At 42.2% G+C, this 26,595-nt stretch carries 28 protein-coding genes; 12 read left to right on the plus strand and 16 right to left on the minus strand.

Annotation, left to right across the window (positions count from 1 at the left end):
- The first annotated feature begins 125 nt into the window (after window positions 1-125).
- On the plus strand, window positions 126-935 hold the full coding sequence (locus BC8716_RS21270) for a glycosyltransferase family 8 protein (protein ID WP_063608274.1): 810 nt from the start codon (window positions 126-128) through the stop codon (window positions 933-935).
- A gap of 116 nt (window positions 936-1,051) precedes the next feature.
- On the opposite strand, the gene BC8716_RS21275 is transcribed toward BC8716_RS21270, so the two are convergent.
- From BC8716_RS21275 to BC8716_RS21305, 7 genes are all read right to left on the minus strand, one after another.
- The gene (locus tag BC8716_RS21275; protein WP_094428924.1) at window positions 1,052-2,146 is read right to left on the minus strand and encodes an ABC transporter permease; all 1,095 of its coding nucleotides are present in this window, start codon (window positions 2,144-2,146) and stop codon (window positions 1,052-1,054) included.
- The gene (locus tag BC8716_RS21280) at window positions 2,146-3,408 is read right to left on the minus strand and encodes an ABC transporter permease (protein ID WP_073303881.1); all 1,263 of its coding nucleotides are present in this window, start codon (window positions 3,406-3,408) and stop codon (window positions 2,146-2,148) included. Before BC8716_RS21280 ends, BC8716_RS21275 begins: the two co-directional genes overlap by 1 nt.
- Before the next feature lie 11 nt (window positions 3,409-3,419).
- Window positions 3,420-4,352, minus strand: coding sequence for an ABC transporter ATP-binding protein (locus tag BC8716_RS21285; RefSeq protein ID WP_063608271.1), 933 nt, complete (start codon window positions 4,350-4,352; stop codon window positions 3,420-3,422).
- Between the two features lie 118 nt (window positions 4,353-4,470).
- A complete protein-coding gene (locus tag BC8716_RS21290; protein ID WP_094428926.1) occupies window positions 4,471-5,103 on the minus strand; it encodes a response regulator in 633 nt (210 codons plus the stop codon).
- Window position 5,104: 1 nt separating this feature from the next.
- Window positions 5,105-6,235 carry a sensor histidine kinase gene (locus BC8716_RS21295; protein ID WP_094428928.1) on the minus strand — a complete coding sequence of 377 codons (1,131 nt, stop codon included), beginning with the start codon at window positions 6,233-6,235 and terminating at the stop codon, window positions 5,105-5,107.
- A gap of 118 nt (window positions 6,236-6,353) precedes the next feature.
- The gene (locus tag BC8716_RS21300; RefSeq protein ID WP_169715983.1) at window positions 6,354-6,920 is read right to left on the minus strand and encodes a histidine phosphatase family protein; all 567 of its coding nucleotides are present in this window, start codon (window positions 6,918-6,920) and stop codon (window positions 6,354-6,356) included.
- Between the two features lie 67 nt (window positions 6,921-6,987).
- On the minus strand, window positions 6,988-7,701 hold the full coding sequence (locus BC8716_RS21305) for an AAA family ATPase (protein ID WP_073303869.1): 714 nt from the start codon (window positions 7,699-7,701) through the stop codon (window positions 6,988-6,990).
- 273 nt (window positions 7,702-7,974) lie between these two features.
- On the opposite strand from BC8716_RS21305, the gene BC8716_RS21310 reads away from it, so the two are divergent.
- The 4 genes from BC8716_RS21310 (at window position 7,975) to BC8716_RS21325 (ending at window position 11,713) form a co-directional block, all read left to right on the plus strand.
- Complete coding sequence (locus BC8716_RS21310; protein WP_094428932.1) at window positions 7,975-8,685, plus strand: DNA alkylation repair protein; 711 nt, start codon at window positions 7,975-7,977, stop codon at window positions 8,683-8,685.
- A 305-nt stretch (window positions 8,686-8,990) separates the two neighbouring features.
- Window positions 8,991-10,268 carry a serine--tRNA ligase gene (gene serS / locus BC8716_RS21315; protein WP_094428934.1) on the plus strand — a complete coding sequence of 426 codons (1,278 nt, stop codon included), beginning with the start codon at window positions 8,991-8,993 and terminating at the stop codon, window positions 10,266-10,268.
- Window positions 10,269-10,479: 211 nt separating this feature from the next.
- Window positions 10,480-11,088 carry a TetR/AcrR family transcriptional regulator gene (locus BC8716_RS21320; RefSeq protein WP_094428936.1) on the plus strand — a complete coding sequence of 203 codons (609 nt, stop codon included), beginning with the start codon at window positions 10,480-10,482 and terminating at the stop codon, window positions 11,086-11,088.
- A gap of 1 nt (window position 11,089) precedes the next feature.
- Complete coding sequence (locus BC8716_RS21325) at window positions 11,090-11,713, plus strand: GNAT family N-acetyltransferase (RefSeq protein WP_094428938.1); 624 nt, start codon at window positions 11,090-11,092, stop codon at window positions 11,711-11,713.
- A 166-nt stretch (window positions 11,714-11,879) separates the two neighbouring features.
- Here the strand turns inward: BC8716_RS21325 and BC8716_RS21330 are convergent, their stop codons facing one another.
- Window positions 11,880-12,221, minus strand: a complete 342-nt coding sequence (locus BC8716_RS21330; RefSeq protein WP_073303794.1) for a winged helix-turn-helix transcriptional regulator — start codon at window positions 12,219-12,221, stop codon at window positions 11,880-11,882.
- Between the two features lie 104 nt (window positions 12,222-12,325).
- Between BC8716_RS21330 and BC8716_RS21335 the strand changes: the two genes are divergently transcribed.
- The 4 genes from BC8716_RS21335 to BC8716_RS21350 all read left to right on the plus strand — a co-directional run bounded on the left by BC8716_RS21335 (window position 12,326) and on the right by BC8716_RS21350 (window position 16,024).
- The gene (locus tag BC8716_RS21335; RefSeq protein WP_094428940.1) at window positions 12,326-13,240 is read left to right on the plus strand and encodes an arginase family protein; all 915 of its coding nucleotides are present in this window, start codon (window positions 12,326-12,328) and stop codon (window positions 13,238-13,240) included.
- A 338-nt stretch (window positions 13,241-13,578) separates the two neighbouring features.
- Window positions 13,579-14,319, plus strand: a complete 741-nt coding sequence (locus BC8716_RS21340; protein WP_094428942.1) for a MerR family transcriptional regulator — start codon at window positions 13,579-13,581, stop codon at window positions 14,317-14,319.
- The gene (locus BC8716_RS21345; RefSeq protein ID WP_094428944.1) at window positions 14,316-15,254 is read left to right on the plus strand and encodes an ABC transporter ATP-binding protein; all 939 of its coding nucleotides are present in this window, start codon (window positions 14,316-14,318) and stop codon (window positions 15,252-15,254) included. Before BC8716_RS21340 ends, BC8716_RS21345 begins: the two co-directional genes overlap by 4 nt.
- Window positions 15,251-16,024: an ABC transporter permease gene (locus BC8716_RS21350; RefSeq protein WP_094428946.1), complete on the plus strand. Its 774-nt coding sequence runs from the start codon at window positions 15,251-15,253 to the stop codon at window positions 16,022-16,024. The genes BC8716_RS21345 and BC8716_RS21350 overlap by 4 nt, the downstream gene beginning before the upstream one ends.
- Window positions 16,025-16,446: 422 nt before the next feature.
- Here BC8716_RS21350 and BC8716_RS22420 read toward each other — a convergent pair whose 3' ends face one another.
- Together BC8716_RS22420 and BC8716_RS21360 are read right to left on the minus strand one after the other, a co-directional pair.
- Window positions 16,447-16,902 (minus strand): FAD-dependent oxidoreductase, encoded by a 456-nt coding sequence (locus tag BC8716_RS22420; protein ID WP_157730512.1) that lies wholly within the window; start codon window positions 16,900-16,902, stop codon window positions 16,447-16,449.
- A 99-nt stretch (window positions 16,903-17,001) separates the two neighbouring features.
- Complete coding sequence (locus BC8716_RS21360) at window positions 17,002-17,583, minus strand: TetR/AcrR family transcriptional regulator (protein ID WP_094428948.1); 582 nt, start codon at window positions 17,581-17,583, stop codon at window positions 17,002-17,004.
- A gap of 44 nt (window positions 17,584-17,627) precedes the next feature.
- On the opposite strand from BC8716_RS21360, the gene BC8716_RS23115 reads away from it, so the two are divergent.
- From BC8716_RS23115 to BC8716_RS21370, 3 genes are all read left to right on the plus strand, one after another.
- The gene (locus tag BC8716_RS23115) at window positions 17,628-17,798 is read left to right on the plus strand and encodes a YesK family protein (protein WP_491676669.1); all 171 of its coding nucleotides are present in this window, start codon (window positions 17,628-17,630) and stop codon (window positions 17,796-17,798) included.
- A gap of 217 nt (window positions 17,799-18,015) precedes the next feature.
- On the plus strand, window positions 18,016-18,825 hold the full coding sequence (locus tag BC8716_RS21365) for an alpha/beta hydrolase (RefSeq protein ID WP_094428950.1): 810 nt from the start codon (window positions 18,016-18,018) through the stop codon (window positions 18,823-18,825).
- Between the two features lie 85 nt (window positions 18,826-18,910).
- Window positions 18,911-19,447 carry a MarR family winged helix-turn-helix transcriptional regulator gene (locus tag BC8716_RS21370; RefSeq protein WP_094428952.1) on the plus strand — a complete coding sequence of 179 codons (537 nt, stop codon included), beginning with the start codon at window positions 18,911-18,913 and terminating at the stop codon, window positions 19,445-19,447.
- Between the two features lie 391 nt (window positions 19,448-19,838).
- Here BC8716_RS21370 and BC8716_RS21375 read toward each other — a convergent pair whose 3' ends face one another.
- The 6 genes from BC8716_RS21375 to BC8716_RS21400 form a co-directional block, all read right to left on the minus strand.
- The gene (locus tag BC8716_RS21375; protein WP_094428954.1) at window positions 19,839-20,858 is read right to left on the minus strand and encodes a LacI family DNA-binding transcriptional regulator; all 1,020 of its coding nucleotides are present in this window, start codon (window positions 20,856-20,858) and stop codon (window positions 19,839-19,841) included.
- Between the two features lie 60 nt (window positions 20,859-20,918).
- Window positions 20,919-22,385 (minus strand): glycoside hydrolase family 32 protein, encoded by a 1,467-nt coding sequence (locus BC8716_RS21380; protein ID WP_094428956.1) that lies wholly within the window; start codon window positions 22,383-22,385, stop codon window positions 20,919-20,921.
- A gap of 45 nt (window positions 22,386-22,430) precedes the next feature.
- A complete protein-coding gene (locus tag BC8716_RS21385) occupies window positions 22,431-23,852 on the minus strand; it encodes a sucrose-specific PTS transporter subunit IIBC (RefSeq protein ID WP_094428958.1) in 1,422 nt (473 codons plus the stop codon).
- Window positions 23,853-24,091: 239 nt separating this feature from the next.
- A complete protein-coding gene (locus tag BC8716_RS21390; protein ID WP_094428960.1) occupies window positions 24,092-24,754 on the minus strand; it encodes an HAD family hydrolase in 663 nt (220 codons plus the stop codon).
- 4 nt (window positions 24,755-24,758) lie between these two features.
- The gene (locus tag BC8716_RS21395) at window positions 24,759-25,475 is read right to left on the minus strand and encodes a KDGP aldolase (RefSeq protein WP_094428962.1); all 717 of its coding nucleotides are present in this window, start codon (window positions 25,473-25,475) and stop codon (window positions 24,759-24,761) included.
- Complete coding sequence (locus tag BC8716_RS21400; RefSeq protein ID WP_094428964.1) at window positions 25,472-26,584, minus strand: DgaE family pyridoxal phosphate-dependent ammonia lyase; 1,113 nt, start codon at window positions 26,582-26,584, stop codon at window positions 25,472-25,474. Before BC8716_RS21400 ends, BC8716_RS21395 begins: the two co-directional genes overlap by 4 nt.
- Window positions 26,585-26,595 lie beyond the last annotated feature (11 nt).

The following is a 26,595-nucleotide window of genomic DNA, read 5'->3' on the forward strand; positions in this document are numbered from 1 at the left end:
ATAACATAAATGAAGCATAGCTTATTATCAACACGGTTCCTGAAGTACACTCGGATACTTGCCTCTTGACGTTCCGTTTGCGATAATAAAACCAGTTTTAATACTTTTATAAAGGATCATGTGCCATGAATATTTTGGTGACCCTTAACGCCCATTACTTAAAGGCTTTACAAGTCATGTTGACATCGTTATTTATGAATAATGCAAACGAAGACTTTGCCATTTACTTAATCCATTCGTCCATTCCAGAAAACCAGCTTCAACAGCTGGAGCAATTTGTGTGCCAACAAGGGCATTCATTGATCATTGTAGAAACGGACAAAACGCTATTTGCCAATGCGCCTGTCGTCAAACATTATTCCTCTGAAATGTATTACCGTTTGTTGGCCTATCGATTTCTTCCGACGGAGCTTGACCGCATTTTATACTTGGATCCCGATATTTTGGTGTTAAACCCGATTCGCCCTCTGTATGAAACCAATATCGATTCCTGTTTGTATGCAGCGGCACAGCATAGCTTTATTAACATCCAAGAAATCAATAAGTTTAGACTAAATGCGTATGAAATGGAAGCATACTACAATTCCGGCGTCCTCCTTATGAACTTAGCCAAGCAACGGGAAACCATGGACATAAACGACATTTTTGCCTATGTCGAAAAATACAGGAATCGTCTCGTCCTTCCTGATCAAGATGTATTAAACGCACTCTATTCTCCTCAGATCAAAAATGTCGATGAACGTCTTTATAATTATGATGCTCGTTATTACCGCTACTACAAACTAAAAAGTGGTGGCCGCTTTGACATTGACGCCGTACTGCGGCAAACAGTCATACTCCACTTTTGCGGAAAAAAGAAACCATGGCATAAAAATTACAATGGCAAGTTTCATTCCCTTTATAAGCATTACGAAAAACAGGCATTTCCTAAATAACTCACTAGGCTTTTGAACGTGACCAATGGTATTCTCTCCCTATGATCGGTAAACAACGCTCTCCTTCCTTTCTTTTTAGACGAGAGCGTTGTTTGCTTTAAGCTTCATAGTTATACTTACTGGCTTCTTCGTTCCATTAGATTAATTCCTAGTCCCATTGCGATAATTCCAATCAACACCATAACCAACAATGACATGCCCACATCCTGCAAACCAGCATTATAAAAGATGACAGCCATAATGGCGTCCATCGCATGTGTCAGCGGAAATAAATCGGCAATAAACAGCAACACAGGGTTTGTAATCGTCCCAGGCATCATATATGCCCCACTAATTAGCGGCATAATGGGAATAAGCGAAGGGTAAATCGCCAAAAATTGCTCCGGCGTTTTTACAAAACCGGTAATAAGCATCGCCACGCTAATCATACTAAAAGTAAAAAATGCTGCGATTAAAATGACAAGCCATAGTTGGTCTCCTACCTCATAATTTAAGCCATACTTAAACACAATCAGCACGACGCAAATTTGAAACATGGTTATTAAGAAACTATATAAAAGATAACTGCTGTACATGCTGGTTTTGCTTATCGGCGACAGAATCATTCGATTCCATACGCCAGAAATTTTATCGTACATCACATTGTTGACTTTAAAACCGGCAATAAACATGGAGACTAGAAAAGTAAAAGCAAACAATAGCTGCGTCGTCATGTTATACTCTATCGTTTCCTCGCGGTCAATGCCTTGTACGTCTACCTGAAAAGGGGCATCCTTCAAATACCGCTCAAACTCCTCACGGCTACTTCCGTCCTCAGCCGATATCGCCGTACCGTATGCCTCCCGTTGAAAGACTTTATCAACATGCTGTTGAACAATAGCGACACTAGGTAGTTTGCCAGCGGCAATGAGTTTATAATCTGTTTCCATTAGCTTTACGGCCACATCGAGTTGACCAGCTCGTATGTCCTCCCGGGCTTGCTCAGGATCAACGATGATAAACTGGAATGCATCATCCCCATTCAACAATTGTTCCCATTTTTTCTCAATACTTGAGGCATTCTCCTCCTCACTAAAAATAGCGACTGTTGTCGGCGAATGAACACCGCCAGTAAATAAGAGCGTAGCGAGGATGCTGCCAGCCATTAATAATAATAGCAAAAGTGGGTTTCGCTTATCTTTCATAAATTGCGCCCATAGTACTGGTTTCACTACGCTTCCCCCCTTTTTGGATAAAAGGCTAAACCAGCGATACTACATAGTACAAAGAATATGATCAACAAGACGCTTGGGCCAACTAGCGACGATACTTGTTCGAACCGGATCCATTCTGTAAACATGACTAATGCAAGACCATTTGGTGTCCATTCACCAATTTGTTGCAACCAATCAGGCAAAATGTAAATTGGAACAAAATTGCCGCCCACAACACCAAACAGTATAATGACGAGCATAAATAGGCCATTGGCAGCCTCCACTTTCTTCATTTTCAGTAAAATGGTGGTAAATATAGCAGCTAAGCCGGCAATTGCGAAAGAGACCGAGGTAACGATTCCTAAGAGTCCTAACCAAAAATTCGCCGTTCGCTCAGGGAATACACCAAGAATGAAATGGGCCAACGTAAAGACAAGCATGATTTGCAGCCAAGCCAAGCAAAAAGTTGAAACTGTTTTTCCAACTAGAAACAGCAATCGATTTTGATGCGCGATAAGGATGCGATTAAATACTTGTTGCCTCATTTCATGCCCTGTTTTTGTAGCGACGGTCATAGCGGTAAATAAAGCAAACAATATGGCCATCGTAATCGTGAAATATTGCGTTAATGAAAAGTTCTCCGCTGCTTCCTCCTGTTCAAGGCCTCCTTCAGGAAGCTTCACCTCTACTTCAGTAGCGCCGGAGAGGGTTTCCAGAGCAAAGTGGTAATTTAAATGATCCATAAAGCCGTGAATGATATTGTATAATGCACTAGTGTCACCTGTTTCTTTATCCCTCTTAAACGTCAGCTTTGTCGTCGGGGATTCTCCAGTTACCGCGGCATACAAACTATCAGCAGTAAAGCCGTCCGGTATAAGAAGAAAGCCATCTATCTCCCCCTCACCTACTTTTTTGACTGCCTCTGACTCCTCTATTTCGTAAACAGTCACCCACTCTTTTAATTCATCGCTTTCGAAATAGTCAACTAGTATCTGCACTGGGCGCACTTCATTTGTTCGGTGCACTAGGTCTTGTGCTTCTTGTTCTGAGAATGAAGCATCATGAAGCAATTTTTCCTTTAATTGTGCTGATGCTTCTGTTTCATCATCCTGATTGACGATCGCTAAACGTAAATCGATCGCATCCTCATCCTTTCCAAGCAACCCAGAAAAAGCAAAATTGAGCACAACTACTAATAGAATCGGCAGCACCAGCACAGTAATAAGCTCTTTCCGATCACGCCAAAACGTGAGCAAGTCTTTTTTTATATAACTTCGCATAGCGGCCTCCCTTAATCCCGTAGCCTACGTCCAGTTAAGTGAAGAAACACATCCTCCAAACTTGGCGTTTCCGTATGAAAATTAATGATTTGAATACGATGCTGTTCAGCAAGATGAACGAGCTCACTAATTAAATTGCTTCCTTTTTTTGCAATCATCTTCAACTCCACATGAGAGCCCTCTACTTCGCGAATACCATTCAGCGCTTTTACTTGTTCAACAAAACCGGGTTCGCCTTTACTAAGCTCCACTTTGATTGTGTCTTCTGTTGATAAGATGCTAAGCAGCTCAGCCTTTGTACCTGAAGCAATGACTTCCCCATGATCCATAATGTATAACCGGTCACAAAGTTGCTCCACTTCCTCCATATAATGGCTGGTGTATAAAACCGTTGTTCCCTTCTTTTCATTTAGCATGCGCACCGTTTCCAAAATATGATTTCTCGATTGAGGATCAATGCCGACAGTAGGCTCATCTAGTATGAGGATTTGTGGTTGATGCAACAAGGCTGCGGCAATATTCATTCTTCGTTTCATCCCACCAGAAAACGTTCTCACCAATTCTTTGCGGCGATCGGCTAATCCAACAATTTCTAACGCTTGTTGGATTCTTCCTTCTAGATCTTTGTTTCTGATTTTATAGATGGAACCAAAAAATTTAAGATTTTCATATGCCGACAACTCTTCGTACAACGCTAATTCCTGTGGCACAATTCCTAATACCTTTCTCATCTCGCCTGGTTTATCTACAACATTCATTCCCTTTAGCCTAATTTCACCGGCTGTAGGCTTGATTAATGTGGATATCATGGAAATGGTAGTCGATTTCCCTGCCCCATTTGGGCCTATTAAACCAACCGATTCGCCATGATCTAAATACAAGCTAACATTTTGTACTGCTTTCTTCCCTTTAAATGATTTGCTTAACTGTATCGTTTCAAGCATAGAGAAGCCTCCCTTTTTTACTTTCTTACATGTAGCTTAAAACAAAAAAACCGCAGTCCCTACTGACTCCGGTCACTCGTTCAAATGACTGTTGTTACTTTCGTCACTTTTTCTCCACTCACACAAGCCGATGGCGAATCGCATAAATGGCCAGTTGGGTCCGATCCCTTAATGCCAACTTGTCAAAAATCTGGCTCGTTTGATTTTTTACTGTGCCAACTGACAAGCCTAATCGCTCTGCTATCTCCTTGTTATTTAGCCCTTCCCCTATACATGTTAAAATCGCCCTTTCTCTTGGGGTTAGGCTAGGATCAATAGACGGCTCCTCTTGATTTTGCAGAAGAGTAGGCACTACTTTAGCAGCTACCTGATCCTCAAGGGAAAGACCTCCATTTATAGTACTTTTAATTGAACGAATCAATGATTCCGTGTCGCCGTTTTTCAGCATATAACCATTAACGCCTAATCTTAAGGACTCGACCACGTACTGATGATCATCAAACGTTGTCAGCATCAATATTTTCATTTTCGGATAACGCAGGCGCATCATCTTGGCCGCTTCAATTCCATCCATTTCAGGCATGCGAATATCTAAAATCGCCACATCGAACACTTGCGTCTCACATAAACGAAGCGCTTTTCTCCCATGGTCAGCCTCTCCAGTTACTTTGATCTCTTCATCGGTTTCAATCATTGCTTTTAACCCTTGCCGTACCATGACTTGGTCTTCTGCTAGCAGCACCTTAATCATTCTATCCTCTCCGATCAGCTAATCGTATACTTCCTCTGACGACAAATTGTGAGCCATCATGAATAACTTCCATAGAACCATCCACTTTTTCTAATCGGTCTCTCATCGCTTTTAAGCCATAGCCCTCTTGGAAATAGGGATTCGGAGTCGCCTCATTCGCCACTTCAAAGCGAAATATACTTCCACCAGGTGATTCAAACAGTACTCTAACTTCCCTTGTAGAGCTGTGTTTCATTATATTCGTAAGCGCTTCTTGTACAGCACGATAGACCGCAAAGGATTGCTCACCTGACAGCGATGCAGCAAAGGCGCCGTGCTTAACAGAGAAATGGATTTTCATAAAACTTTCCATTTCCAGTTGCCGAATTAGACGGATCACCCCCTGTAACCCACCTACATCTTTTTGTTTAAAGGATTTCACTGCCTTCCTTGTTTCCTCTAAGCTTTGTTCAGCTAGTTTTTTAAGGTCCGCAATTTTTTGTTTATCCTTTTCAGCAGCAGTTAGTCGGAATGCTTCAAATTGCATAAGCAGCGCTGTCAGTTTATGTCCGACAGAATCATGGATTTCGTGGCCAATCAACATCCGCTCGCCCTGCCTCGCCTGCTCCTCCTCTGTCACAAGTTGCCTTTTCATTTTCCTGTATTCTTCAAGTAAAGCGCCATGCTTTTGTATTAATACTGTTTGCCGAATATGGATCGATTGATAATACAACAAAGACAGGAGCAACAGAAGATAAAATAAGCCTATCCAAGCCAGTTCTGAAATCGAAAGACGCATTTCAGTTACTATCCATAGCATAAAGCCTATTTGAACGCCAATGACAATCAAACTTTTTAACCGTGGTAAGTAAAAAACAGCCTCAGCGAGGATTAACGCCTGAACGAATAATAAAAAGGGATAAAACCCATTTTCGTCCGGATAAAAGATAACAGTAGTCGCCAGTACTTGGATAAGGAACAACGCCATTTGCATCATTGATTTTCCTGCAAACAGCGGGAGCAAAAACAGCAAGAGAAAGAATAAACAAAGACTCGCAAGTTGAATTTCGTTTAAATGAGTGGTCATGCTTGCTATCGCAACCAGCCATACAAGAAAATGGATCCCAATCCAAATAAAATACGTTTTATTCATCCTACAAACTCTTCCAGGCGTGCCCGCAATCCAATTAGGCAACCAACCTGAAAAATGTGCGAACTTACTTATGTATAAACGAAACCACTTTGCCTTAGAATCACGCTTATAGCTATCATCATTCCTCTGGCCCATTCCAAATCCTCTCCACATTTATTAGGTTTTTGCCTTGAAACACGAGCTCATAAATATCGGGCATCTCAAGGCTTTGCCAAAAAAGAAAATCATAGTTTCGGTTAAAGAAATTCATCATTAAAACCATGATATTGCCGTGAGTGGCTACGACAATGTTTTTTCCTGCATATTCTTCCAACACGTTTAGCAGTGCTTGAACGCCCCGCTTTTGAGCGGCTACGTTCGATTCTCCCCCTTCCCAAAAAAACGTAGGGTCTTCCCAAACTTTTGCAATCGCTGCTTGAAAGTCCTCCATCGGCTTTTCAGACAAACGCCGTTCCTTAAAGCCGTCTTTTATGATTACTTCTTTCCCGATTCCTTCAGCCACACATTCTACAGTTTGAATCGCACGCTTATATGGACTGGAAAGGACAACGTCAATTTTTTTCCTTGCAAAAAGCCTTCTTACGTTCTCGCTAGCGGCCATCCCTTTTTCTGACAGTGGCCTTCCAAGCTCATCTGCTGTGTACGTTGAATGGGCGTGGCGGACTAAATACACATTCGTTTGCAAATGATCGCCTCCCTTTATGTAGCTCGCATTCCTTTGACTTGAGACAAACGGAATCAATCGTCAGCAATTACTCTCCTAAAATCTCACGTAAAAACAGCTCACGATTTTCTAAAAAATGCCGTGTCAATTGGTAGTGTTCCGTTTGCTCATAGTCAATCTCTTTGATCACATCCTGATCAAAACTAAAAATCGTTCCATGTGGATAGCCTAATAAAATCGGAGAGTGAGTCGCAATAATGAATTGGCTATCCCCTGTCGAAACCAAATCATGTAAAATCGCTAAAAACGAAAGTTGCCGCTGTGGCGACAGAGCCGCCTCAGGCTCATCTAGTAGATAAATTCCTTTTTTATTGAATCGATTGGTAAAAAGGGACAAAAATGCTTCTCCGTGTGACTGATGATGCAAGGAACGCCCCCCGTATGCATCGAATGTACCGATTGCATCAATATGGGAAGCAAACTGATAGAAAGACTCAGCCCTAAGAAAAAAACCATTTGAAACTTTTGGCAACCATGAAAGGCGAATATAATCACCAAGCGCAGATTCTGACGCATCCACTTCATAATAATTGTTGCGTCCGCCCCCCGCCGTATTAAAATCGCATTTATCGGCAATCGCTTCTAGCAATGTTGATTTTCCTGAGCCATTTTCGCCGACAAAAAAAGTGACATGGCTCTTCAAATCAAGCCTATGAAAATGTTTCATAACGGGAATAGAAAAAGGATACGATTGAAAAGAAGAAATTTTTTCCCGCTGCAATTCAATCCGTTTTAAGAACATGTATGCCCACCTACCATTCAATAATCGTACTTTCCACCATGGATCACCCATTTTTTAGCCAGCGCTTGTTAGAATGCAGAGCACCCTTGCTTCTTTTTACATTGTACAAAAAAAGCTTGTCGCCTGTCCTAACAAAACCGAAATGCAAACGGCAAAGTCGTGCCTGGACGTAAAGTTGTACTCCTTTATGTTAAAAGGAGCAATTAAAAAGAAGTATAAAAATCATAATTATGTTATCCTATTGTCCCACCAACCTAAAAGGAGTTTCGGATGATGAGCAACCTTACAGCTAAAAGCTTTATTGATGAGTTGCAACTCCATCAGAATGAAGCGGACAAAGAAAAAATGAAAAAATTCTTTAAAGGGTCAGACAAAAACACGACGTGCTTAGGGTTAAACATGCGTACGGTGTTCCAAATTGCCAAGCAATTCACGGACATGCCCCTGACAGAAATAGAACAGCTCTTAGAAAACGATTATTATGAAGTAAGAATGGGCGCCGTCAGCATTATGGATTTCCAGGCCAAGAAAAAGAAGCTCACAGATGAACATAGACAGGCCTTGTACGACCTTTACATTCAAAGACATGACCGTATCAACAATTGGGATTTTGTCGACCGCGCCGCTCCTTCTGTAGTCGGAACATATCTACTGGATAAACCAAAAGATAAGCTGTACGAAATGGCGCATTCCTTGAATATTTGGGAGCGGAGAACGGCGATTGTAAGTACGTTTAGCTTTATTAAAAACGGCCATTTGGAAGATACATTTTCTATTGCCGAAATACTCATCAACGATAAAGAAGAGTTAATCAACAAAGCGGTCGGCAGTTTTATTCGTGAAGCCGGAAAGAGAGACGAGGAAAAGTTAAAGTCATTCTTGAATAAACACGCCCGCACGATGCCTCGGATTACGCTTAGATATGCGATTGAGAAGTTTGATAAAAGTACACGGGACTACTATTTAAGCTTAAAAAACAATTAACATGATAAAGCGAATCAGCCAAGAGTCTGAACTTTCATCATTATGCCTTGAATACAATCAGTAGTCTGCGCTATACTATAAAAAATAACGACATTAGGCCAATGAAGAGAATCCAACTCGGAGGCGTTTTCGTCAAGGGGAAGCCTTTCCCCCTAAGTTAACCGGACCCGCCCGTTACCGCGGAACTAAGTGGATTGGACAGTTATGCTGTTCGGTCAATTTGGGTGGCACCGCGAGAAAAGCGCTCCTCGTCCCAATCGGACGAGAGCGCTTTTTGTATTCTCATTAAAAAGGAGTGCGTTGCCATGTTGGACATCAAGTGGATTAGGCAAAACCAAGCAAAAGTGCAAACAATCGCGGACCAAAAGGGGATCCCCATCTCCATCTCTCAATTAGTTAAGTACGATGACAGACGGCGAGCCCTGCTCCACGAGTTGGAACAGCTGCGCCAAGATCGGAATCGGCTCAGCCAAGAAATTAGCGTGTTCATGCGGAACAATGAACGTGAGAAAGTGGACCACCACAAAAAACGCGTGAAAGAAATCAACCAACGCTTACACACTATTGAAGAGGAGCATAAAGAAGTCGAAGGCCATTATAGACAGCTCATGCTTTATGTACCCAATGTCGTGTCACCGGATACGCCGGTGGGCGTATCCGATCATGACAATGTCGAGATAAAACAGGTCGGCGAACCGACAACGTTTGCTTTTGAACCAAAAGATCATGTAGCGCTTGGAGAGCTCCATCAGATGATTGATATCCCCCGCGGCGTTAAGACTGCCGGCAGCCGCAATTACTACTTGACGGATATGGGAGCGCTCTTGCACCGGGCAGTGCAGCAGTTGGCCATTGACGTGTTAGTCCAAAGAGGATTCAAGCTGCTTGAAGTGCCGCTCATGGTCCGGACAGAGGCCTTGCTGAATACCGCACACTTCCCGCTTGGCCAAGAGCAAACGTTCAAAATGGCAGAGGAGGACAAATGGCTGGTCGGTACATCTGAAGTCCCCCTTGTGTCGTATTACGATCATGAAATGATAGACGTCGCAGAGCCGATCAGACTTGCTGCCGTCTCTACCTGCTTCCGCAACGAAGTGGGGTCAGCAGGAAAAGACGTTCATGGCTTGTACCGGTTGCATCAATTTGCAAAAGTCGAGCAAGTCATTTTGTGTGAAGCTAATTTGGATACGTCGGAACAGCTCTTTCAAGAGATTACGGCCAATGCGGAGGAGATCCTGGCGCTCCTTGAACTTCCTTATCGCATCATGGCTGTATGCACCGGCGACATGTCTCAAAAAACCTATAAACAATGGGACATCGAAACCTGGATGCCAAGCAGGCACGGGTACGGAGAGACTCATTCCGCCTCTAACCTGCTGGATTTTCAAGCTCGCCGCTCAAACATTCGCTACCGAGATCGAGACGGCAAGACACAATTTTGCTACACCTTAAACAACACGGCCATCGCTTCTCCCCGAATATTGATTCCACTGCTGGAAAATCACCAGCAGGAAGATGGTTCCATTCGGATTCCTCAAGCTTTACAGAGATACATGCAAGGGCTGGAACGCCTGGAGCCCTAATCATTAAAGGCAGCCCCTTTTGTTCACAGGGGCTGCTAGATTTTATTCCTGGAAGCCTCCCTGTCGCTGCTATCATTTACGACCTAACCGCCCAAGACAGTCAATATAATCTCGGGTAACAGAGGTTTATATGCTTGCCTTCTATCATCTTTTTGTTTTATAATTAATGAGTAAAATTTCACTCATAAAAAATGAGGAGGCAACTACAGCTATGCCCCGTAGCAAAAAACAATTCGAAGAAATGCGTAGCGCAACTCGTGATAAAATTCAATCTGCCGCCATGCACCTGTTTGTTCATCAAGGTTATGGCTCAACGAATGTGCAGCAAATTGCCGATGTAGCGGGTATCAGCATTGGCTTGTTATACCGACATTATAAAAACAAAGAAGTCCTTTTCCATGAGTTGGTGGATTTCGCCATGGCCGGGCTGCAAGCAGTAGTTGATTCATTCCGCACGGGGGATTCACCTAAAAAACAACTTGAGCAATTTGTAAAAGAAATATATAGCGATTTGTCCACAAGTGACGACCTTGCCAACTTGATGGTTCTGATGACACAGTCCTTCTTCTCAGGAGGTGCCAGCCAGAAACATCATGAAATCGTGGGACTGAATCAACAAATGCTGGAGGCGACAGCTGATTTAATCAAAAGAGGACAGGAAAAAAATGAATTTAAGCAAGGACCGCCGGATGAAATGGCGATGCACTTTTTTTCAACTATACAGGGACTGGCCATTATGAAAATTACATTAAAAGAACGATTTATAATGCCTTCTGTACAAATCATTATTGCTGGACTTTCTAAGGAAGGAGAAAAATAGCATGAACATTCGCCCGCCATTCGAAGCAGTTAGAGCAGATCAAATGCCCCATGATGCAAGAAATCAAATGGCCCATATATTTGCCGATGGATTCAGCCAATGGCTCGATTATTTCTCCAATGACAAAAAAGTAATTGCCAACGCTTTTGCCCATATGTTCAAAATGGACCAGTTTTATGTAGCTGTATCTGGGCAGGAAATTGCGGCTATGGCAGCATGTACCGACTGCCATACCTTATCGTTACAGTTGGACAGAAAACAGCTAAGGAAATTCCTGGGCCTTTATAAAGGGGTGTTAGCAGGGATCATTTTAAAACGGGCGTTTGAAAAACCTTTTGAAGATCCTCCGTCTAACACCGGATCAATTGAATTTGTCGGCACCGCTCTTAAATTTAGAAGCCAGGGGGCAGCTTCTCATCTAATCGATACGATCATGAAAATGACACCGTTTGAGCAATACATTATTGAGGAAGTAGCCGATACCAACTTGCCTGCCATGAAATTGTATCGCAAGCTCGGCTTTGAAGAATACAAACGAAAACAGCTTTCCACCTCTGCGGCTAAGAAGAGCGGTATTCAATATATGATTTCTTTAAGACGTATGAATAATAAGCAAACCACTTAGGAAGAGTACAACAGGCCACGATTAGGGATTTTGCTTTCTTTTATATGTTCATTTTAAACATCTGTTTTTTTGCAAGTGATACCAAACCATTTCGCGGCGAGATATGCGGCACGGGCAACCCACTGCCCACTCCCCTAACTAGTAAACTTGCTAGGAAATTGCCAGTTTAATTGTTTTGGTTAGCGACTCCCCATTCACATAATTCCTCCAAAACAGGTAATAATGTCTCTGCTTTTTCAGTGAGGCTGTACTCGACTTTAGGAGGGATTTGCGGATACTCTTTCCGTTTCACCATGCCATCAGCTTCCAATTCTTTCAGTTGCGAACTTAATGTTTTATAAGTAATTGTTCCTATTTGCCTTTTCAACTCATTGAAGCGTACCGTTTCGTTTTCCGCCAAAAGGTAAATAATAACCATTTTCCATTTACCGCCAATAACAGACAATGTGTAACCAAAAGGCGTATCTTGAATATGTTTCACTTTGCCTTTGTATTCAGCCATACTCATCTTCACACTATCCTTTCGGGTAGTACCTATCAAAATAGTGCGTACTACTTTTTATTTTGTGCCCAGTTTATACTAACCTTACTTTGAAGTAAAGGAGAAAAACGATGACACAAAAAACAGTACGCTTATTAATGCCCCAATGGCAAGGAGGAAACAACCCTAACTACTCTTTTGGAGCCGAACTGCTTGCTTGGCTTGCTCCGAACAATGATCAACCTCTTATTCATGTGCCCGTTCAAGCTTATGATGGTACTCCCCTTGAGAACGAGAACGGGATGAATGGTAGAACGCAGTTGCTTGCACAGTTAGAAGCTGCTCAGCATATCATTCATGCTCATAAACCGGATCGCATTGTCATGTTTGGCGGCGACTGCTTAGTCGAGCAGGCCCCATTTGCCTATTTAAACGAACGATACGGCGGGGAATTAGGTTTAATTTGGATTGATGCTCATAGTGATTTAGTTAGATATGTCGGGTATGATAATGCCCATTCTTTACCTCTCGGGAATCTTCTGGGAGAAGGGGATGAGGAGTTCGCAAAACATGTGAAAATCCCTTTAAAACCAGAAAACGTCTTTATCGCGGGATTAGCGGCTCCTACAGAGCAAGAAATGGAATTGTTTGCAGAAGCGTTTCAAAGACTGGGTATAGCTCCTAAAGAACCAGATACAGAAGTAATTCAAAGACTCGGTATTAGAACGGCTGGGACTGAGGAGTTGGCAAATAGTACTGCATCCATTAAAGAGTGGATTAAAGAAAGCGGCATTAAGCACCTGGCTATTCACCTTGATTTAGATGTCCTTGACCCAAAAGCATTCCGTTCTTTGTTATTCGCCAACCCTGAAGCACCTTTTAATCTTACTCCGGAGGGAACGATGCAAATCCCTCAACTGATTAATTTGATTAAAGAGCTATCTGAAGAAACGGATGTCGTTGGATTGGGAATAACGGAGCATATGCCGTGGGATGCTATTAATTTAAAGAACTTACTTCGGCAAATCCCACTATTAAATGAGTAAGTTTTACTATTTCACGCTTTGACGTGTATAAAAAGAGTACCTCCCGAAAACTGTGAACGCTCATGTCACCGGCAGTCCACTCTCGCCACTGATGACATGAGCGTTTATCTTCAAAGATAGTCACTGTACGTAGTGCCTACTTAGCCTCTTCTACAAAAAAACTCGCCCCCCATACTTCTTTCGACCGGACCAAGCGGCAATTTAGTTAACGCTCTACTTATGTTCTTTAACAAAAATTAAATCCTGTATGTCATTCAAAATAAAAATTAGGGATTGAACGCCACGTTACGTGCTGTTTTATAATAAATTCAATTACTTAGATTTGAAGGAGGCTAGTGATGTACACAATCGGCCAGCTGTCCAAGAAAACAGGCGTTACAGTTAGAACACTTGACTATTACGACGAGATCGACTTGCTGAAACCTGCTGGCGCCACAGAAGGCGGCCACCGTTTGTATGGCGATCAAGAAGTGATGCGCTTGGAGCAAATTTTAGCGTTAAAGTATTTAGGATTCTCCTTAGAAAAAATTCAGTTTATTCTGAGGGAACCTCCCCCATCGTGGGAAACAGCGCTCACCGAGCAGCTGTTAATGGTCGATGAAGAAAAGAAAAGGCTTGATGACCTTCAACGCTCATTGCAAGGAATTTTATATTCAATTCAGATTGAAAAACAGGTAAATTGGCCGCTGATTTTTGGCGTTATGCAAATGTTTCAGCAAGGTGAACGAGAAGCAATAAAAGTGCTCGATCGATATATGAGCCGGGAGGAACAGGAAAAAATGCTGTCCGTTAATATGGATCAGCAAAAATTGGATCGGTGGGTAGCGCTCATTTATGAAATTCGTGAAAACCTCCACGAACTGCCTGACTCTCCGATCGCCCAAAAACTTGCTGAACGCTGGATGGAAGGAACCTATGAAATGTTTGGACGTGATGACGAATTTTTAGGCAATGCCTGGAACGCAATAAAAGAGGAAAGTAACGGTGTTATGTTTTATCCGATGACTAAGGAGGTGGTGGATTTTATTTCAGAAGCAATCAAGGAAAAAGAAAGGAAAGCAGGTGAATCGAACGGATGAATGCAGCGATTCAGTTAAAAAAGGTTAGAAAAACGTACGGAAAAAAAATAAAAGCGGTTCAAGATTTGTCATTAACAATAGCAGAAGGAAGCATTTATGCCTTGCTAGGACCGAATGGTTCCGGCAAATCAACAACGTTTCGCATCCTGACCACCTTGGCATCGGCTGATCAAGGGGAAATCCACTATTTTGGCTCTCCCAAAATCAATAAACAAATGATTGGATGTGTCGCCCAAAACTCAGGCGTCGACCCGACAGCAACAGGAAGGGAAAACTTAATGCTGCAAGGCAGAATTTACGGCCTGCCTAAGAAGGCGCTCAAAGAAAGAGTAAATGAGCTGCTTACTGTCTTTCATTTGCAAGAGGCCGCCGATCGACTGAGCAAACATTACTCTGGTGGAATGAAAAGAAAGCTGGATCTCGCAATGGGGATTATTCATCGCCCGAAGCTGCTTTTTCTTGATGAACCGACTACCGGACTTGACCCCGAATCTCGCGCGGAGCTGTGGCAAATGATCAAACAGTTGCAAAGCGATGCTGGCATGACGGTTTTGCTGACGACTCATTATATGGAAGAAGCCGACGAGCTAGCTGACCGGATCGCATTTATGAATGAAGGCAGAATCGTTGCTGAGGGCACACCAGATGAGATGAAAAACAAGGTCGGCGGGGACACAATTACAATCGAATGCCGAGAAGCTCAAGTAGCTGCGCAAGTGCTCGCTGCAGCTTATTCTGTTCAACAGCCGGAAAAGCAAGATGAATCGACATTGCATGTCGTTACAGAGAACGGAGCTGAGAAGCTCCCCAATGTTATCAGACTACTGGAAGAACAACATATACCAGTAGATTCTATTAAGGTATCAAGACCGGATATTGGGGATGCCTACCTGTTGTATACAGGAAAAACATTAAGGAAGGACGAGACTTCATGAAGCTGTTTACGGATACGGCATGGGTGTTCATGCGTTATTTGAGAGGCTTGCTCCGCTCCCCTTTTGTATTGATCATAACCGTGGTACAGCCAATGTTGTGGATGATTTTGTTTGGCCATGTCTTTTCCAGCATAGGGAGTATTCCTGGTTTTGCTGCCAGCTCTTATATCGATTATCTTGGGCCAGGGATTGTGATGATGAGCACGATGATGGCTGGAGCCTACAGCGGCATGGGCGTCCTGAGCGACTACAAAGATGGAGTGCTTGACCGGATGTTGATTTCACCGATAAGCCGTCTCGCTTTGCTGCTCGGCTCCTTACTGCAAGATGCATTAACCTTATCCTTTCAGGCTGCGCTTATGATTGGTGTCGCCGCGATACTAGGCGCCAGCTTTAGTGGAGGATTGTTAGGCATTGTCCAGCTCATCCTGATTGCCGTGCTGCTAGGGCTTGCGATGGGCGCTTTATCCATCTCACTTGGGCTGATCGTCCGCAACGAATCTAGCTTAACCGCTGCCGTCAGCTTTGCGACGATGCCTTTATTGTTTTTGTCAGGCTTGTTTATGCCTTTGCAATTAGTGCCACATTGGGTTGAGGTCATCGCCCGTTTCAACCCGCTAAATTGGGCGGTTGAAGCAGGACGGGAAGTGCTTGGCGCACAGCCTGATTGGAGCCTTGTCCTACAACATGGAAGCTACCTGCTTCTTCTCTTTGCAGCTTCATGTCTGCTTGTTGTTGGAGCATTTCGCCACTATCAACGATTGATTTAAACAAACGATCAAGGAAAAAACTACGTATTACGTAAATGTCATCATCCCTAAATGCCTAGAACCACCATTTAAGTGAATAGCATCTCCGTTGTAGCGAACGGAGAGCATTCACCAAATGGTGGGTTCCTTTTTTCCGTAAGGCAGTTTAATTAGTGAGTTTATCGGCCTACGAATATGTTCTATTTACTTAGAACGAGCTTTTACTGCAATTAGGTGGGACTCTATTTAGAATTCATCAGGTTAATTCTTGTTCATGGTTCTATATTGAATAAATTCTTTAGCTCGCGTATATAAAATGATACTGGCAAACAATCCAGCTAATCCAAAGGAGAACAGAATCCATTGAATTGGGTAAGCGGTAGCTATTAAAGCACTTAAAACAGCATACGCAATAGGGTCAAACCCATTCATGGCAAGATAAACTAGGCTAGTAACCCTGCCCATGATGTGCTGTGGTGTCTTTTCTTGAACACCTGAAAACACTGGAATATACGTAAGTGCATATCCACCACCAATAAAGAAGAGTAGGACAGTGAGTAAATACAGATTAGTTGCTTGGCTAAAAAGAATAAAAAATACAAGCAAAGGAACAGAGATAAAAGTGCTAGGTATCCCTTACGATCAATCTGTACTTTTGCTAGTATGGATGTTCCTGCAACAATGCCTATACCTAATGAAACCTCCATGACCTCATCCTTACACCCTATTTCACCTAAAACTTTCACTCCATTTGGAGACAGTAAAAAACCTGCACCCGTTTCTATTTCGGCTGATCTACTTTCATAAATAGTACTTTCAATGCCTGCCTTTTTTAAAAATAATGCGGTAGCTACCCCTGCAACACCACTTCCAATAATCGCTACATGTTTATGATTCATGACATTTACTCTCCTTTCAATAACAGACAGACCGTTCGGTCTATTGTAATATAAAAAAATATATTTAGCAACAGGGATTCGAAGGAAGCGAAATTTATGCTACCTTCTTACCCCATTTAAGAAAATATCTATGGCTTTCTTATGAAAATTATTCTCATTTTCCTCAAAATCATCATAATAATGTTTATAATCACTACTTATAAATAATAGACTCATAAGAAAATAGCCTAATACGCTCGGGTCTTCATTTTGGTTGATTTGTTTAGACGTTTGGCATTCCTTAATAATATCCACAAAAAAATCAAGGTATAGTTTATCTATCTCTTTAATCTTTTTCATGACCTCGTCTGATTTGAACGCACTAAGATAAAACTCTTCGGTTGCTTTATGGTAATAAAGGTTAACGCTTGACTTGGCTACAAATTCTGAGAGTGTATATAAAATATGGTTTGAATTATGTTGTTTTTTTTCAGCTTCTATTTTCCAATCTTTCAGCCATTGATTAGCATCTTCTTCAAGAATATATACAAACAGATTTTCTTTGTTTTTGAAATGGTGATACAAATTCCCTTTACTTGATTGTGCAGCTTCTATAATTTGATTCATTGAGGTTTCTGAAAAACCTTTTGTTTGAAATAAATTTCTAGCTGCTGAGATGATCTTCTTTTTTTGTTCACTCATTATAGTGCTCCTTATATTGAAGTAGTAATTATAAACATAATAGTATGGAATGGATTACTTCGCAAACAGGAGTCGTGTATACACTAGTAATTATAGCTTTTATTGCTTCATTTGCGTTAACAATATATGGATTAGTCGTAGTTCGAAGTTTTGAGGGAGCTGCCAATCTGTTTTTATCAATTACAATCATCATTTCTGCACTTGTTTTATTATAGCAAGAATAAATTCAACCTGCCCCGTTACAAGGATTAGTAGTTCAGTAAGTATCCGTTCTAAGCAACTGCATTAGCCGATGCGATCATTTCTTACTGCGCGGAAAACGCTTTTTGTAACCGCTTCATTTTCTTATATACAAACTATGCTGTTGATGATAAAATAATTTCTACAAGAAACAATTTTATTTTAACCGGATACAAAAGGAGGACATGACTTATGAATTCTATTGAAACGACTATCCCATCCTTTGATGGTACAAAGCTTTACTTTGTAAAAAATTTGGTAGACAATGCGAGGGCTGCCGTCGTCATTGTTCATGGCTTATGTGAGCACGCCGGACGCTACGACTATTTGACGGAAAACTTAAATGAGCGCGGCTTCAATGTATACCGTTTTGATCATCGCGGCCATGCCAGATCAGAAGGCAAACGCACATTTTATAGCAACTTTCACCAAATTATTGATGACGTTAATGTAATGGTTGATCAAGCATTGCAGGAAAGCGCCAATAAGCCCGTGTTTGTGATTGGACATAGTATGGGTGGCTTTGCGTCAGCAGCATTTGGCACTAAATACCCGGGCAAAGTAAAAGGAATCGTGTTGTCGGGAGCACTTACCCGCTATAATACCCAAGTTGCAGGGGAACTCCCGCTTGCTCTTCCCGCGGGCACTTATCTTCCGAATGAACTTGGCAGCGGAGTGTGCAGCGACCCTGAAGTTGTAGCGGCCTATGCGAATGACCCGCTTGTAGAAAAGCAAATTTCCGTGGATCTGTTTAATCGTTTAGGTGAGGGTGTAGCGTGGCTAAAGCAGTATGCTGAAAATTTCGTTGATCCGGTCTTTGTCATGCATGGTGCGAATGACGGCCTTGTCAGCGAGCAGGATTCCCGTGATTTTTATGGAGATATCGCATCCGCTGATAAATCTTTAAAAATTTATGCTCATTTGATGCATGAAATCTTCAACGAGCCGAGCCGCGACGAAGTCATTGCAGAAGCCATTGCGTGGCTAGAAAAACGCATCTAATTGTAAAGGTCTGTGAAATACGTAATCAGAATATGTTATGATCCTTTCTAAAGGAACACGATTTAACTATGGAAGGGATTTATTAATGAAACTAGAATGGATGGGGAAGCATCGAGCCCTTATTGAGAAGATCATTAAGTATGGCAACGCCTATTCTAATACTTATAAGCAGCAGCGAAGCTATGGCACAGATATAACGTTTTCCGCAGCGCAGATTCAAACTTTGGAGTATATTCTAGAGGCTGAGGAGAAGGATGAGAAAATGTCCGAAATGGCTGCGCGCCTTGGAGTCAGCCGTAGCACGTTCTCAAAGAATGTTAAACACCTAACAGAAAAAGGTTTACTGGAAAAGTATCACTTAAGCGGAAATCGTAAAGATATTTATGTTAAGCCTTCTGCCAAAGGACGCGAAGTGTACGAACAATATACGCGATTTGTGTACAAGCTCTGCTTTGAGGAAATCTTTCAATACGCAGACAAAATTTCAGAGGAAGACAAGGAAAATTTCATCCGTATTTTAGATTTATTCGCCGATGTATTGCTCTGGTACGGTAAAAAAGAACAAAAGCCGCGAAAGCTAGTAAAAATTGATGAACAAGGTAAACCCGATTCACCTATGTAAGAAAGTGTAAGCAAGCTTGTTTAATTGATCAGACAGCATCCCGCAGGACCAAGCTTGGAACGTTTAATCCTTGCGGGATGTACAACTGCTAGTAGAAAAACAACAAAGCGCCTTGCCCTTCGTATCCACTTTACTTTCGCGGACCGTTTATCCCAATTTCCTCGTCTTTGTTTAAAATTGAGCAATCGTCCGCTCTTCTATTGTTTTGGACTAGCTGCTTGTACGCGTAATAGACCATCTCGGTTAGGTTAAGCGGTGCTAGTCCGCGTGCTTCTTTCGCTGCTTTCTTATAGAGGCCTACGTTGTCTTACCTACATCAGCCATTCTTAAATTTTAATTCGCCCCACCATAAAACGGGAAGTCTCTCCTCTTTTCATGGCCATGGTTGCGCCTACTCTTTCCTTTCTACTTGTGCTACACTACCACGTATTTTTATCTCATATGGAATGATCTCTTTCTCAAACCGATACGTTTGCTCTTCAATTTGCCTCAGCAGCATCATAGCCCCTTTTTTCCCGAGTTCTTTATAGGAATAGTGTACTCCTGTCAAGGCAGGTCTGGATGCTTTCGCAAGTGTTGTATCGTCTAACCCTAACACTGAGACTTGACCGGGAACTTGGATATGGTTTGCAATCAAGCAGTTAATCGCGCCAATCGCCATCCCGTCGTTAACCGCCACGATTGCTGTCACCTCTTTATTTTTCATCATTAATTGCTTAGTGATTTCATAGCCTGATTCAATGCTGTAATCGCCGTTGTAGATTTGTTTTTCCCCAATAGGCAACCCTTTCGTTTCTAGTGCATTTAAAAATCCTCTTAGTCGTTCTTGGCTATTAGTGGAATCCTTTGGTCCACCAATAAAAGCAACGTGTTGGTGACCAAAGGCTATTAACTTCTCTGTAGCTTCTTTTGCAAACTGGAAATTATCGAAAGCGACATATGGAATTTTTTCTTTCTCCGTTTCTTGCAGTAAGACAATAACAGGGAATGGTAAACGACTGATCAATTCTTCGTGTTCTTGTTTAAACTTTCTCGTAAAAAATAAAATCCCTTCTACTCGCTTGGATTGAAAGATATGAAAGTTCTTTTTCTCACTTTCAAAGTCGCCATTCGTACAAGCGATCATAATGTTAAAATTTCTCGCTTCTAGTTGTTCGCTAATCCCATAAATGCTATTCGGGATCCCTTCCCCAATAATACTGTGGGCAATGATTCCAACAAGACGTGTTCTTTTTTCAGCTAATTCTCGAGCAAGAATATTTGGCCGGTAACCAGTCTCTTCAATAATTTTTTCGATCTTTTCACGGGTGCTTGGTTTTACTTTTTCGGGGTTGTTGATCACTCTTGAAACCGTCGCAATGGAAACCCCTGCCTCCTTTGCAACTTCAGTAATATTAATATTTTTTCTCATTTTAACGTTCTCCCAGAATACATTCTATGGAAGTATTATAACTTACTTTTTAAAGCGATGTTAGAAATCCCATTTACGAGCGCTTACGCTAGCTTCCCCCTCTGAAAAAAAACGAATTCCCGTGCTTGCTTTATCTGGAAATATTCTTGCCGTAAACACTTCCTCTCCGTCATTAATGAAGACTTCTACCGAAGATTGATCAACAAAAATATGGAACTTCACGAATTCTCCTTGAAAGGAGCATTTTCGCACCGTACCGTATTCCTGTGCAAATGGTTGGCCAGCACTCGTCCGATCTAAAACGATCATCTGCTTGGCTTTATCGTATTTAATTACCGTTTTCTCAGTTCCGTTCTCTCTAATGTTAATGCCTACCACTTGTGCGCTACCTGCATCAAACTCGCAAAGTAATTCATAGATATCCCCTTTGAAATCTGGGAATGTCTGTGTTTCGTTCACCAGCTTAAACGTTTTTTCGACTTTTTCTTTTCTTCGTTTTTTTAATTCGGGTACAGGTTTTTGTAGCAATTGATTCCCTTTTAGGATGAGCTCCCGCGGGATTGTTAAACAATGGGCCCAGCCATGTTTATCTGTTGGGTATTCGATCTCTGGGAGCCCCATCCAACCGACACACAAGTTCCTTCCACTTGGATCTTTCATTACTTGAGGTGCATAGAAATCAAAGCCACGATCCAGTTCCTGAAACTTGCCATGGTGAAATTGTTTCTCTTCGAAATCAAGCGGCTCTCCTATTAAATAGCCAGCTTGATAAAGATTTTGAAAATGATTTCCTTGTGGCTTTAAGCCTTGTGGAGAGAAGATCAATATTCCTTTTCCGTTCATTTCCAAATAACCTGGACATTCCCACATAAAACCAAATGTATGGAGTTTCGTTTTCAATTCACCGTGAAAATTCCATGACTGAAGGTCAATCGACTTATAAATGACCAAGCTTCCTGTTTTGTCTTCCCGTTGAGCACCGATTAACGCATAAAATTGGCCTTGTTTTTTGAACAGCATTGGATCGCGAAAATGATCCGTATAGCCCTCTGGCACATGATCAATAACCGGCGCTGGAAATTTGCTGATCTTATACGTTTTATCCATCGTCGCCATACATTGATAAGGACGTCGAACCCAATCGGCATCGCGTGTATTCCCTGTATAGAAAAGATAAAGCAACCCCTCATGTTCTAAAGCTGTTCCAGAAAAGGCGCCATGCGAATCAAAATAAGCTGTAGGCTCTATCCCAATCCCAACATTCTCCCAATGAACAAGGTCGGTGGATTTTGTATGATACCAATATTTAAGCCCATGAACTGGCCCTAGTGGAAACCACTGATAAAATAAATGGTATTCACCATTATAATAGGAGAAGCCATTTGGATCATTTAATAAACCTGTTTTTGGTTGAATATGAAAAGACTGCCTCCAAGGACTAGCGGATACTTTCTCTTTTAATAGCATGATCTCTTCTTTTGTTGCCTCTTCAATCTTTCGATAACGTCTTTCTCTCGTCCACTCCATTTGATCACCTTCCTCGAGTAAAGAGAGGAGCGGTTTCACCACTCCCTATGCTTTGTCTTTAAAACGCTTTGAGAGCAATACGGTTAAGCTAAATGTCACGACAAACGCAATTACCATGCCGATCACATAATGGATTAATGAATCTGGGCGAATCGAAATAATCCCCGGCAATCCTGCAGCACCTAAAGCGACAGCTAAAACATTGTTCAGTGTGATATAGGCGTTAGCAACTGCGGCTCCAACGAGTGCAGCAAAAAATGGGTAGCGAAGTTTTAAATTGACACCAAACATGGCAGGCTCCGTGATCCCAAGTAATGCTGAAATACCTGAAGCGGAAGCCACTCCTTTTAGCTTCTGACTTTTCGTTATAAATAGGACAGCAAGTGCGGCTGCTCCTTGGGCAATGTTTGCCATTGCTGCTGTTGGGAAGATAAATGACCCACCGGTTTTCGCCATATCTGCCAGCAGTTGTGTTTCAATTGCAATAAAGCTATGATGCATTCCAGTAATGACAAAAGGTGCATATAAGAAACCTAGAATCGCCCCGCCAATAGGTCCAGCTGTTTCATATAGGAAAACAATGCCGTCTGTTAAGAAATAACCAGCAGAACGAGTCAGTGGTCCAACGAATGTAAACGTTAAAATACCAGTTATAAATAGACTTAATAATGGCGTTAGCAAATTATCTAAAACGGTAGGGACTATCTTTCGCAAAAATTTCTCCAGTTGAGCCAAAATATAGGAGGCAACTAATACTGGTAATACGGTACTTTGATAGCCTACCATCTCAATGTTAAAGCCAAGGATATTCCAAACAGGCACAGTGCCTTCTAGCTTTGCTACAGCATAGTCATTCCCATTTAATAAATCGGGATGAACCATGAGCATCCCTAAGGCAGCACCTAAAAACGAATTTCCTCCGAACCTTTTTGCGGCCGAAAATCCTATGAGAACAGGCAAATAAACGAATGGCGCATTGGCAAATGTATTAATCAGCGCTGCCAGATCGGCCATGTTCGGATATGCTTCGATCAATGACAAGTCATCAAAAAACAGTCCTGAAGCTGTTAAGACGTTATTAAGCCCCATTAACAAACCACCAGCGACAATCGCCGGAATAATTGGGACAAAAATGTCAGACAGCATCTTTACAAATCGTTGAATCGGATTTAATTTTTGATTCGCCGCATCTTTCACATCGACAGTTGACATGTCTTCCATATTTGTTAAAGCTGCAAGCTCCTGATAAATTTTATTTACAGTGCCACTCCCTAAGATAATTTGATATTGACCACCTGTAGAGAATGTCCCTTTTACAATATCCATATCCTCAAGCTTTTTCTGATGAACAATGCCTTCATCGTTCAAAACCAATCGTAGCCGTGTTGCACAGTGGGAAGCAGCAGCTATATTTTCCTTTCCACCTAACGCATCAAGAATCTCTTGAGCTTTTTGTCTGTCATTCATGATTTCCCCTCGTTTCAGATTTGAATTCAATCAATTTGAATGTAAAGCTTTACATTTTACAAAAATAAATAATGTAAAGCCTCACACACAACAAGAAAAAAATATGTAAAGCTTTACATTTAGTATATTAAAGGAAGCGATCCTGGACGTCAAGGTTTTCTTGTCTTACAGAATACCTTGATTCCACTATACCAAACAAGGAGAAAAGCTCCTTCCTCGCTTTTCTCCTTCAAGTATGTTTACACCATCTCTCCTAATATGGTAGGGCTTAACTGTTCCAATGAATCGATTGTGATATCTGCCAGCGATAAATCCATCGGGATAGATGGATGCTTTACGCCAACTTTTTTCATCCCTGCCCGGGTTGCTGCTAGTAAGCCATTCGTTGAATCTTCAATGACAATACATTGTGCTGGAGCTTGGCCGAGCCTTTTCGCCGTCTGCAGGAAAATCTCTGGGTCCGGCTTACTATCCGCAAATTCCTCTCCGCTTACAACCACATCGAATAGATGCGCCAATCCACAATCGGTTACTACTCGGTTGATTCTCTCTCTGTCGGACGAAGATGCCAATGCTATACGGACCCCATTGCTTTTAAGGCTTTCGATTAAAGGCCGGACAGCGGGAAATTGAATGTCCTTGAAGCAGCATTCTTTTCCTTGAAAGGATTCGTACTGGTATTGAATTAGTTCTTCTACCGTTTGGGAAAGCCCACAATGCTCTTTAATCAATTGCCATTTCCGTTTTATGCTGCCACCAATCAATTGCAATTTGATTTCCTCAGGAACAGAAATCTTTAATTGCCGATATAACTCTTGATTCCACAAGCGATAAACAGGCTCACTGTCGACAATCACACCGTCCATATCAAAAATGACTGCATATGCGCCTTTCTTTTTCATCCTTTTACTTCCATTCCATACTAATTAACTGCTTGATTTTCTCCACTTCTGTTTTGCCGGTCTTTTGGTCAATCAGTGATGTATACAAATGAGGAATCACCGTTTCCGCCCCGTTGTCGAGACAGACTTGGACGATGCGCTCGACATTGTCCACATCAATTCCTCCTGTTGGCTCAAAGATTGTTAAACCGGCATTGACAGCCGCTTTGACCATTGCTGCGACTTCATCGAGACGTTTTTCGCCATCGATCGGATAAAACTTGACAGAGTCTACGCCAATTTCAGCAAGCATGGCCGCAGCCAGTTCACAGGAAACTTTTTCTTTGAAATCAGCACTGCGTGGCCCAGTGGAAATATAGACTTCACCAGCTGTCCCAGTTGGTTCAATCAGTGCGTTGACGAGTGTAGTCGACGCCTTTAGCTCGCTCATCCGCCCACGTGTATAGCCGGCTGCTGGAAAGACTTGATTGATATGGTTTGGCACCGTCTTGGCGGAAACATCAGCAACCATTTTCCACATTGCAGGGTCGCCAGCTCCTAGTCCTACTGAGACAGGAATATCGTTGTTTTTATACAATGCCACCTGTTCAATTGCTTCTTTGGCTGATGGAAAATGTTTGACCATTACGCCTATGAGCACACGGTCTCCTGCTACTTGCACTAACTCTTTTGCGTTTTCTACATCTTTGGCCAATACGTTGAAAATGACTTTTTCGTTCATGAGGACTGCCCCTCTTTCACTATCCGTTTGATTTCACTTGCAATGATGTCTTCTTGTCCTTTCAGTAAAGGACGGGGATCAACCGATAAAATCCCCACATTTACATAATGATGCCGTAAAAAGATGGCTGGGTTGCCTGATTCAAGGCGATGAAGAAGCTCTGCTGCTGTCATGCCTGCTTTGCTAGGATCAACTTGAATTTGCGCACGATAAATCGCTCTTCCGGCCTCGTCTTGTTTGATCGAACAATGCAATCCTTTCACATCCGCCAAAGCATCGGCCAGCTTTGTCATACGTTCAATTTGTTCATCGCCATTGTCTTCCTTAAGCGGATATTGTTTTAAAGCAGCGATAAGTCCGGCAACTCCTTCTTTCCCTACTTTCATTGGCCGGCCAACTCCTTTATATTGCATGCGGCACGCTTCCATCCATTTCTTTTTCCCGCAAATCAAACCAGAAGTGGGACCTTCCAATGCTTTTCCCCCGCTGTAAATAACGATATCTGCGCCCATTCGGATATATGCTTGAAAATCTTCTTCTGCCGCAGCATCAACAATGAATGGTAACTGGTGTTCCTTCGCAATTTTCATCATTGTTTCAAGCGACTGCATGCCTTTTTGAACAGCATGATGGGATTTTATGTAGAGAAGTGCGGCTGTTTTCTCTGTGATTGCCTGTTCGATATGATCTGCCTCTACTTTATTCGCATTGCCGACCTCGACAGGTTTCCCGCCGCCGATTCGAACCATTTGTGCAATGCTTGCACCAAAATGAATCTGCTGGCCTTTTTGAATAATTATTTCATTGCTAAGTCCTTCAGAGTCTGGCATTTTTTCGATTAAAGTTAGATTTTTTCCGGTTATCACAGACGCTGTCGAGATGGCAATTCCTGCGGCTGCCCCGCATGTAGGGCAGCCGTCTTCCGCGCCTGTATATTCTGCGATCACACTGCCGGCGAATTCCATCATTTCATCGATATCGACATAATCTTGCGCGGCACGCTTTAGCGCATCTGCGACTTCATCACTGACTGCAGACGCACCTAGAGCCGTCATTTTCCCACTGGCGTTAATGACTTTACGAAGACCCAACTGTGAAAAAAAACTCATCGCTCACTCAT

Source organism: Shouchella clausii, from assembly GCF_002250115.1.
Lineage (GTDB): Bacteria > Bacillota > Bacilli > Bacillales > Bacillaceae_D > Shouchella > Shouchella clausii.

Excerpts from the sequence above, each read along its gene's own strand:
- BC8716_RS21270 (WP_063608274.1), top strand. The coding sequence starts at position 126 with ATGAATATTTTGGTGACCCTTAACGCCCATTACTTAAAGGCTTTACAA.
- BC8716_RS21280 (WP_073303881.1), bottom strand. The coding sequence starts at position 3,408 with ATGCGAAGTTATATAAAAAAAGACTTGCTCACGTTTTGGCGTGATCGG.
- BC8716_RS21285 (WP_063608271.1), bottom strand. The coding sequence starts at position 4,352 with ATGCTTGAAACGATACAGTTAAGCAAATCATTTAAAGGGAAGAAAGCA.
- BC8716_RS21290 (WP_094428926.1), bottom strand. The coding sequence starts at position 5,103 with ATGATTAAGGTGCTGCTAGCAGAAGACCAAGTCATGGTACGGCAAGGG.
- BC8716_RS21295 (WP_094428928.1), bottom strand. The coding sequence starts at position 6,235 with ATGAATAAAACGTATTTTATTTGGATTGGGATCCATTTTCTTGTATGG.
- BC8716_RS21305 (WP_073303869.1), bottom strand. The coding sequence starts at position 7,701 with ATGTTCTTAAAACGGATTGAATTGCAGCGGGAAAAAATTTCTTCTTTT.
- BC8716_RS21310 (WP_094428932.1), top strand. The coding sequence starts at position 7,975 with ATGAGCAACCTTACAGCTAAAAGCTTTATTGATGAGTTGCAACTCCAT.
- serS (WP_094428934.1), top strand. The coding sequence starts at position 8,991 with ATGTTGGACATCAAGTGGATTAGGCAAAACCAAGCAAAAGTGCAAACA.
- BC8716_RS21320 (WP_094428936.1), top strand. The coding sequence starts at position 10,480 with ATGCCCCGTAGCAAAAAACAATTCGAAGAAATGCGTAGCGCAACTCGT.
- BC8716_RS21325 (WP_094428938.1), top strand. The coding sequence starts at position 11,090 with ATGAACATTCGCCCGCCATTCGAAGCAGTTAGAGCAGATCAAATGCCC.
- BC8716_RS21330 (WP_073303794.1), bottom strand. The coding sequence starts at position 12,221 with ATGAGTATGGCTGAATACAAAGGCAAAGTGAAACATATTCAAGATACG.
- BC8716_RS21335 (WP_094428940.1), top strand. The coding sequence starts at position 12,326 with ATGACACAAAAAACAGTACGCTTATTAATGCCCCAATGGCAAGGAGGA.
- BC8716_RS21340 (WP_094428942.1), top strand. The coding sequence starts at position 13,579 with ATGTACACAATCGGCCAGCTGTCCAAGAAAACAGGCGTTACAGTTAGA.
- BC8716_RS21345 (WP_094428944.1), top strand. The coding sequence starts at position 14,316 with ATGAATGCAGCGATTCAGTTAAAAAAGGTTAGAAAAACGTACGGAAAA.
- BC8716_RS21350 (WP_094428946.1), top strand. The coding sequence starts at position 15,251 with ATGAAGCTGTTTACGGATACGGCATGGGTGTTCATGCGTTATTTGAGA.
- BC8716_RS22420 (WP_157730512.1), bottom strand. The coding sequence starts at position 16,902 with ATGAATCATAAACATGTAGCGATTATTGGAAGTGGTGTTGCAGGGGTA.
- BC8716_RS21360 (WP_094428948.1), bottom strand. The coding sequence starts at position 17,583 with ATGAGTGAACAAAAAAAGAAGATCATCTCAGCAGCTAGAAATTTATTT.
- BC8716_RS23115 (WP_491676669.1), top strand. The coding sequence starts at position 17,628 with ATGGAATGGATTACTTCGCAAACAGGAGTCGTGTATACACTAGTAATT.
- BC8716_RS21365 (WP_094428950.1), top strand. The coding sequence starts at position 18,016 with ATGAATTCTATTGAAACGACTATCCCATCCTTTGATGGTACAAAGCTT.
- BC8716_RS21370 (WP_094428952.1), top strand. The coding sequence starts at position 18,911 with ATGAAACTAGAATGGATGGGGAAGCATCGAGCCCTTATTGAGAAGATC.
- BC8716_RS21375 (WP_094428954.1), bottom strand. The coding sequence starts at position 20,858 with ATGAGAAAAAATATTAATATTACTGAAGTTGCAAAGGAGGCAGGGGTT.
- BC8716_RS21380 (WP_094428956.1), bottom strand. The coding sequence starts at position 22,385 with ATGGAGTGGACGAGAGAAAGACGTTATCGAAAGATTGAAGAGGCAACA.
- BC8716_RS21385 (WP_094428958.1), bottom strand. The coding sequence starts at position 23,852 with ATGAATGACAGACAAAAAGCTCAAGAGATTCTTGATGCGTTAGGTGGA.
- BC8716_RS21390 (WP_094428960.1), bottom strand. The coding sequence starts at position 24,754 with ATGAAAAAGAAAGGCGCATATGCAGTCATTTTTGATATGGACGGTGTG.
- BC8716_RS21395 (WP_094428962.1), bottom strand. The coding sequence starts at position 25,475 with ATGAACGAAAAAGTCATTTTCAACGTATTGGCCAAAGATGTAGAAAAC.
- BC8716_RS21400 (WP_094428964.1), bottom strand. The coding sequence starts at position 26,584 with ATGAGTTTTTTTTCACAGTTGGGTCTTCGTAAAGTCATTAACGCCAGT.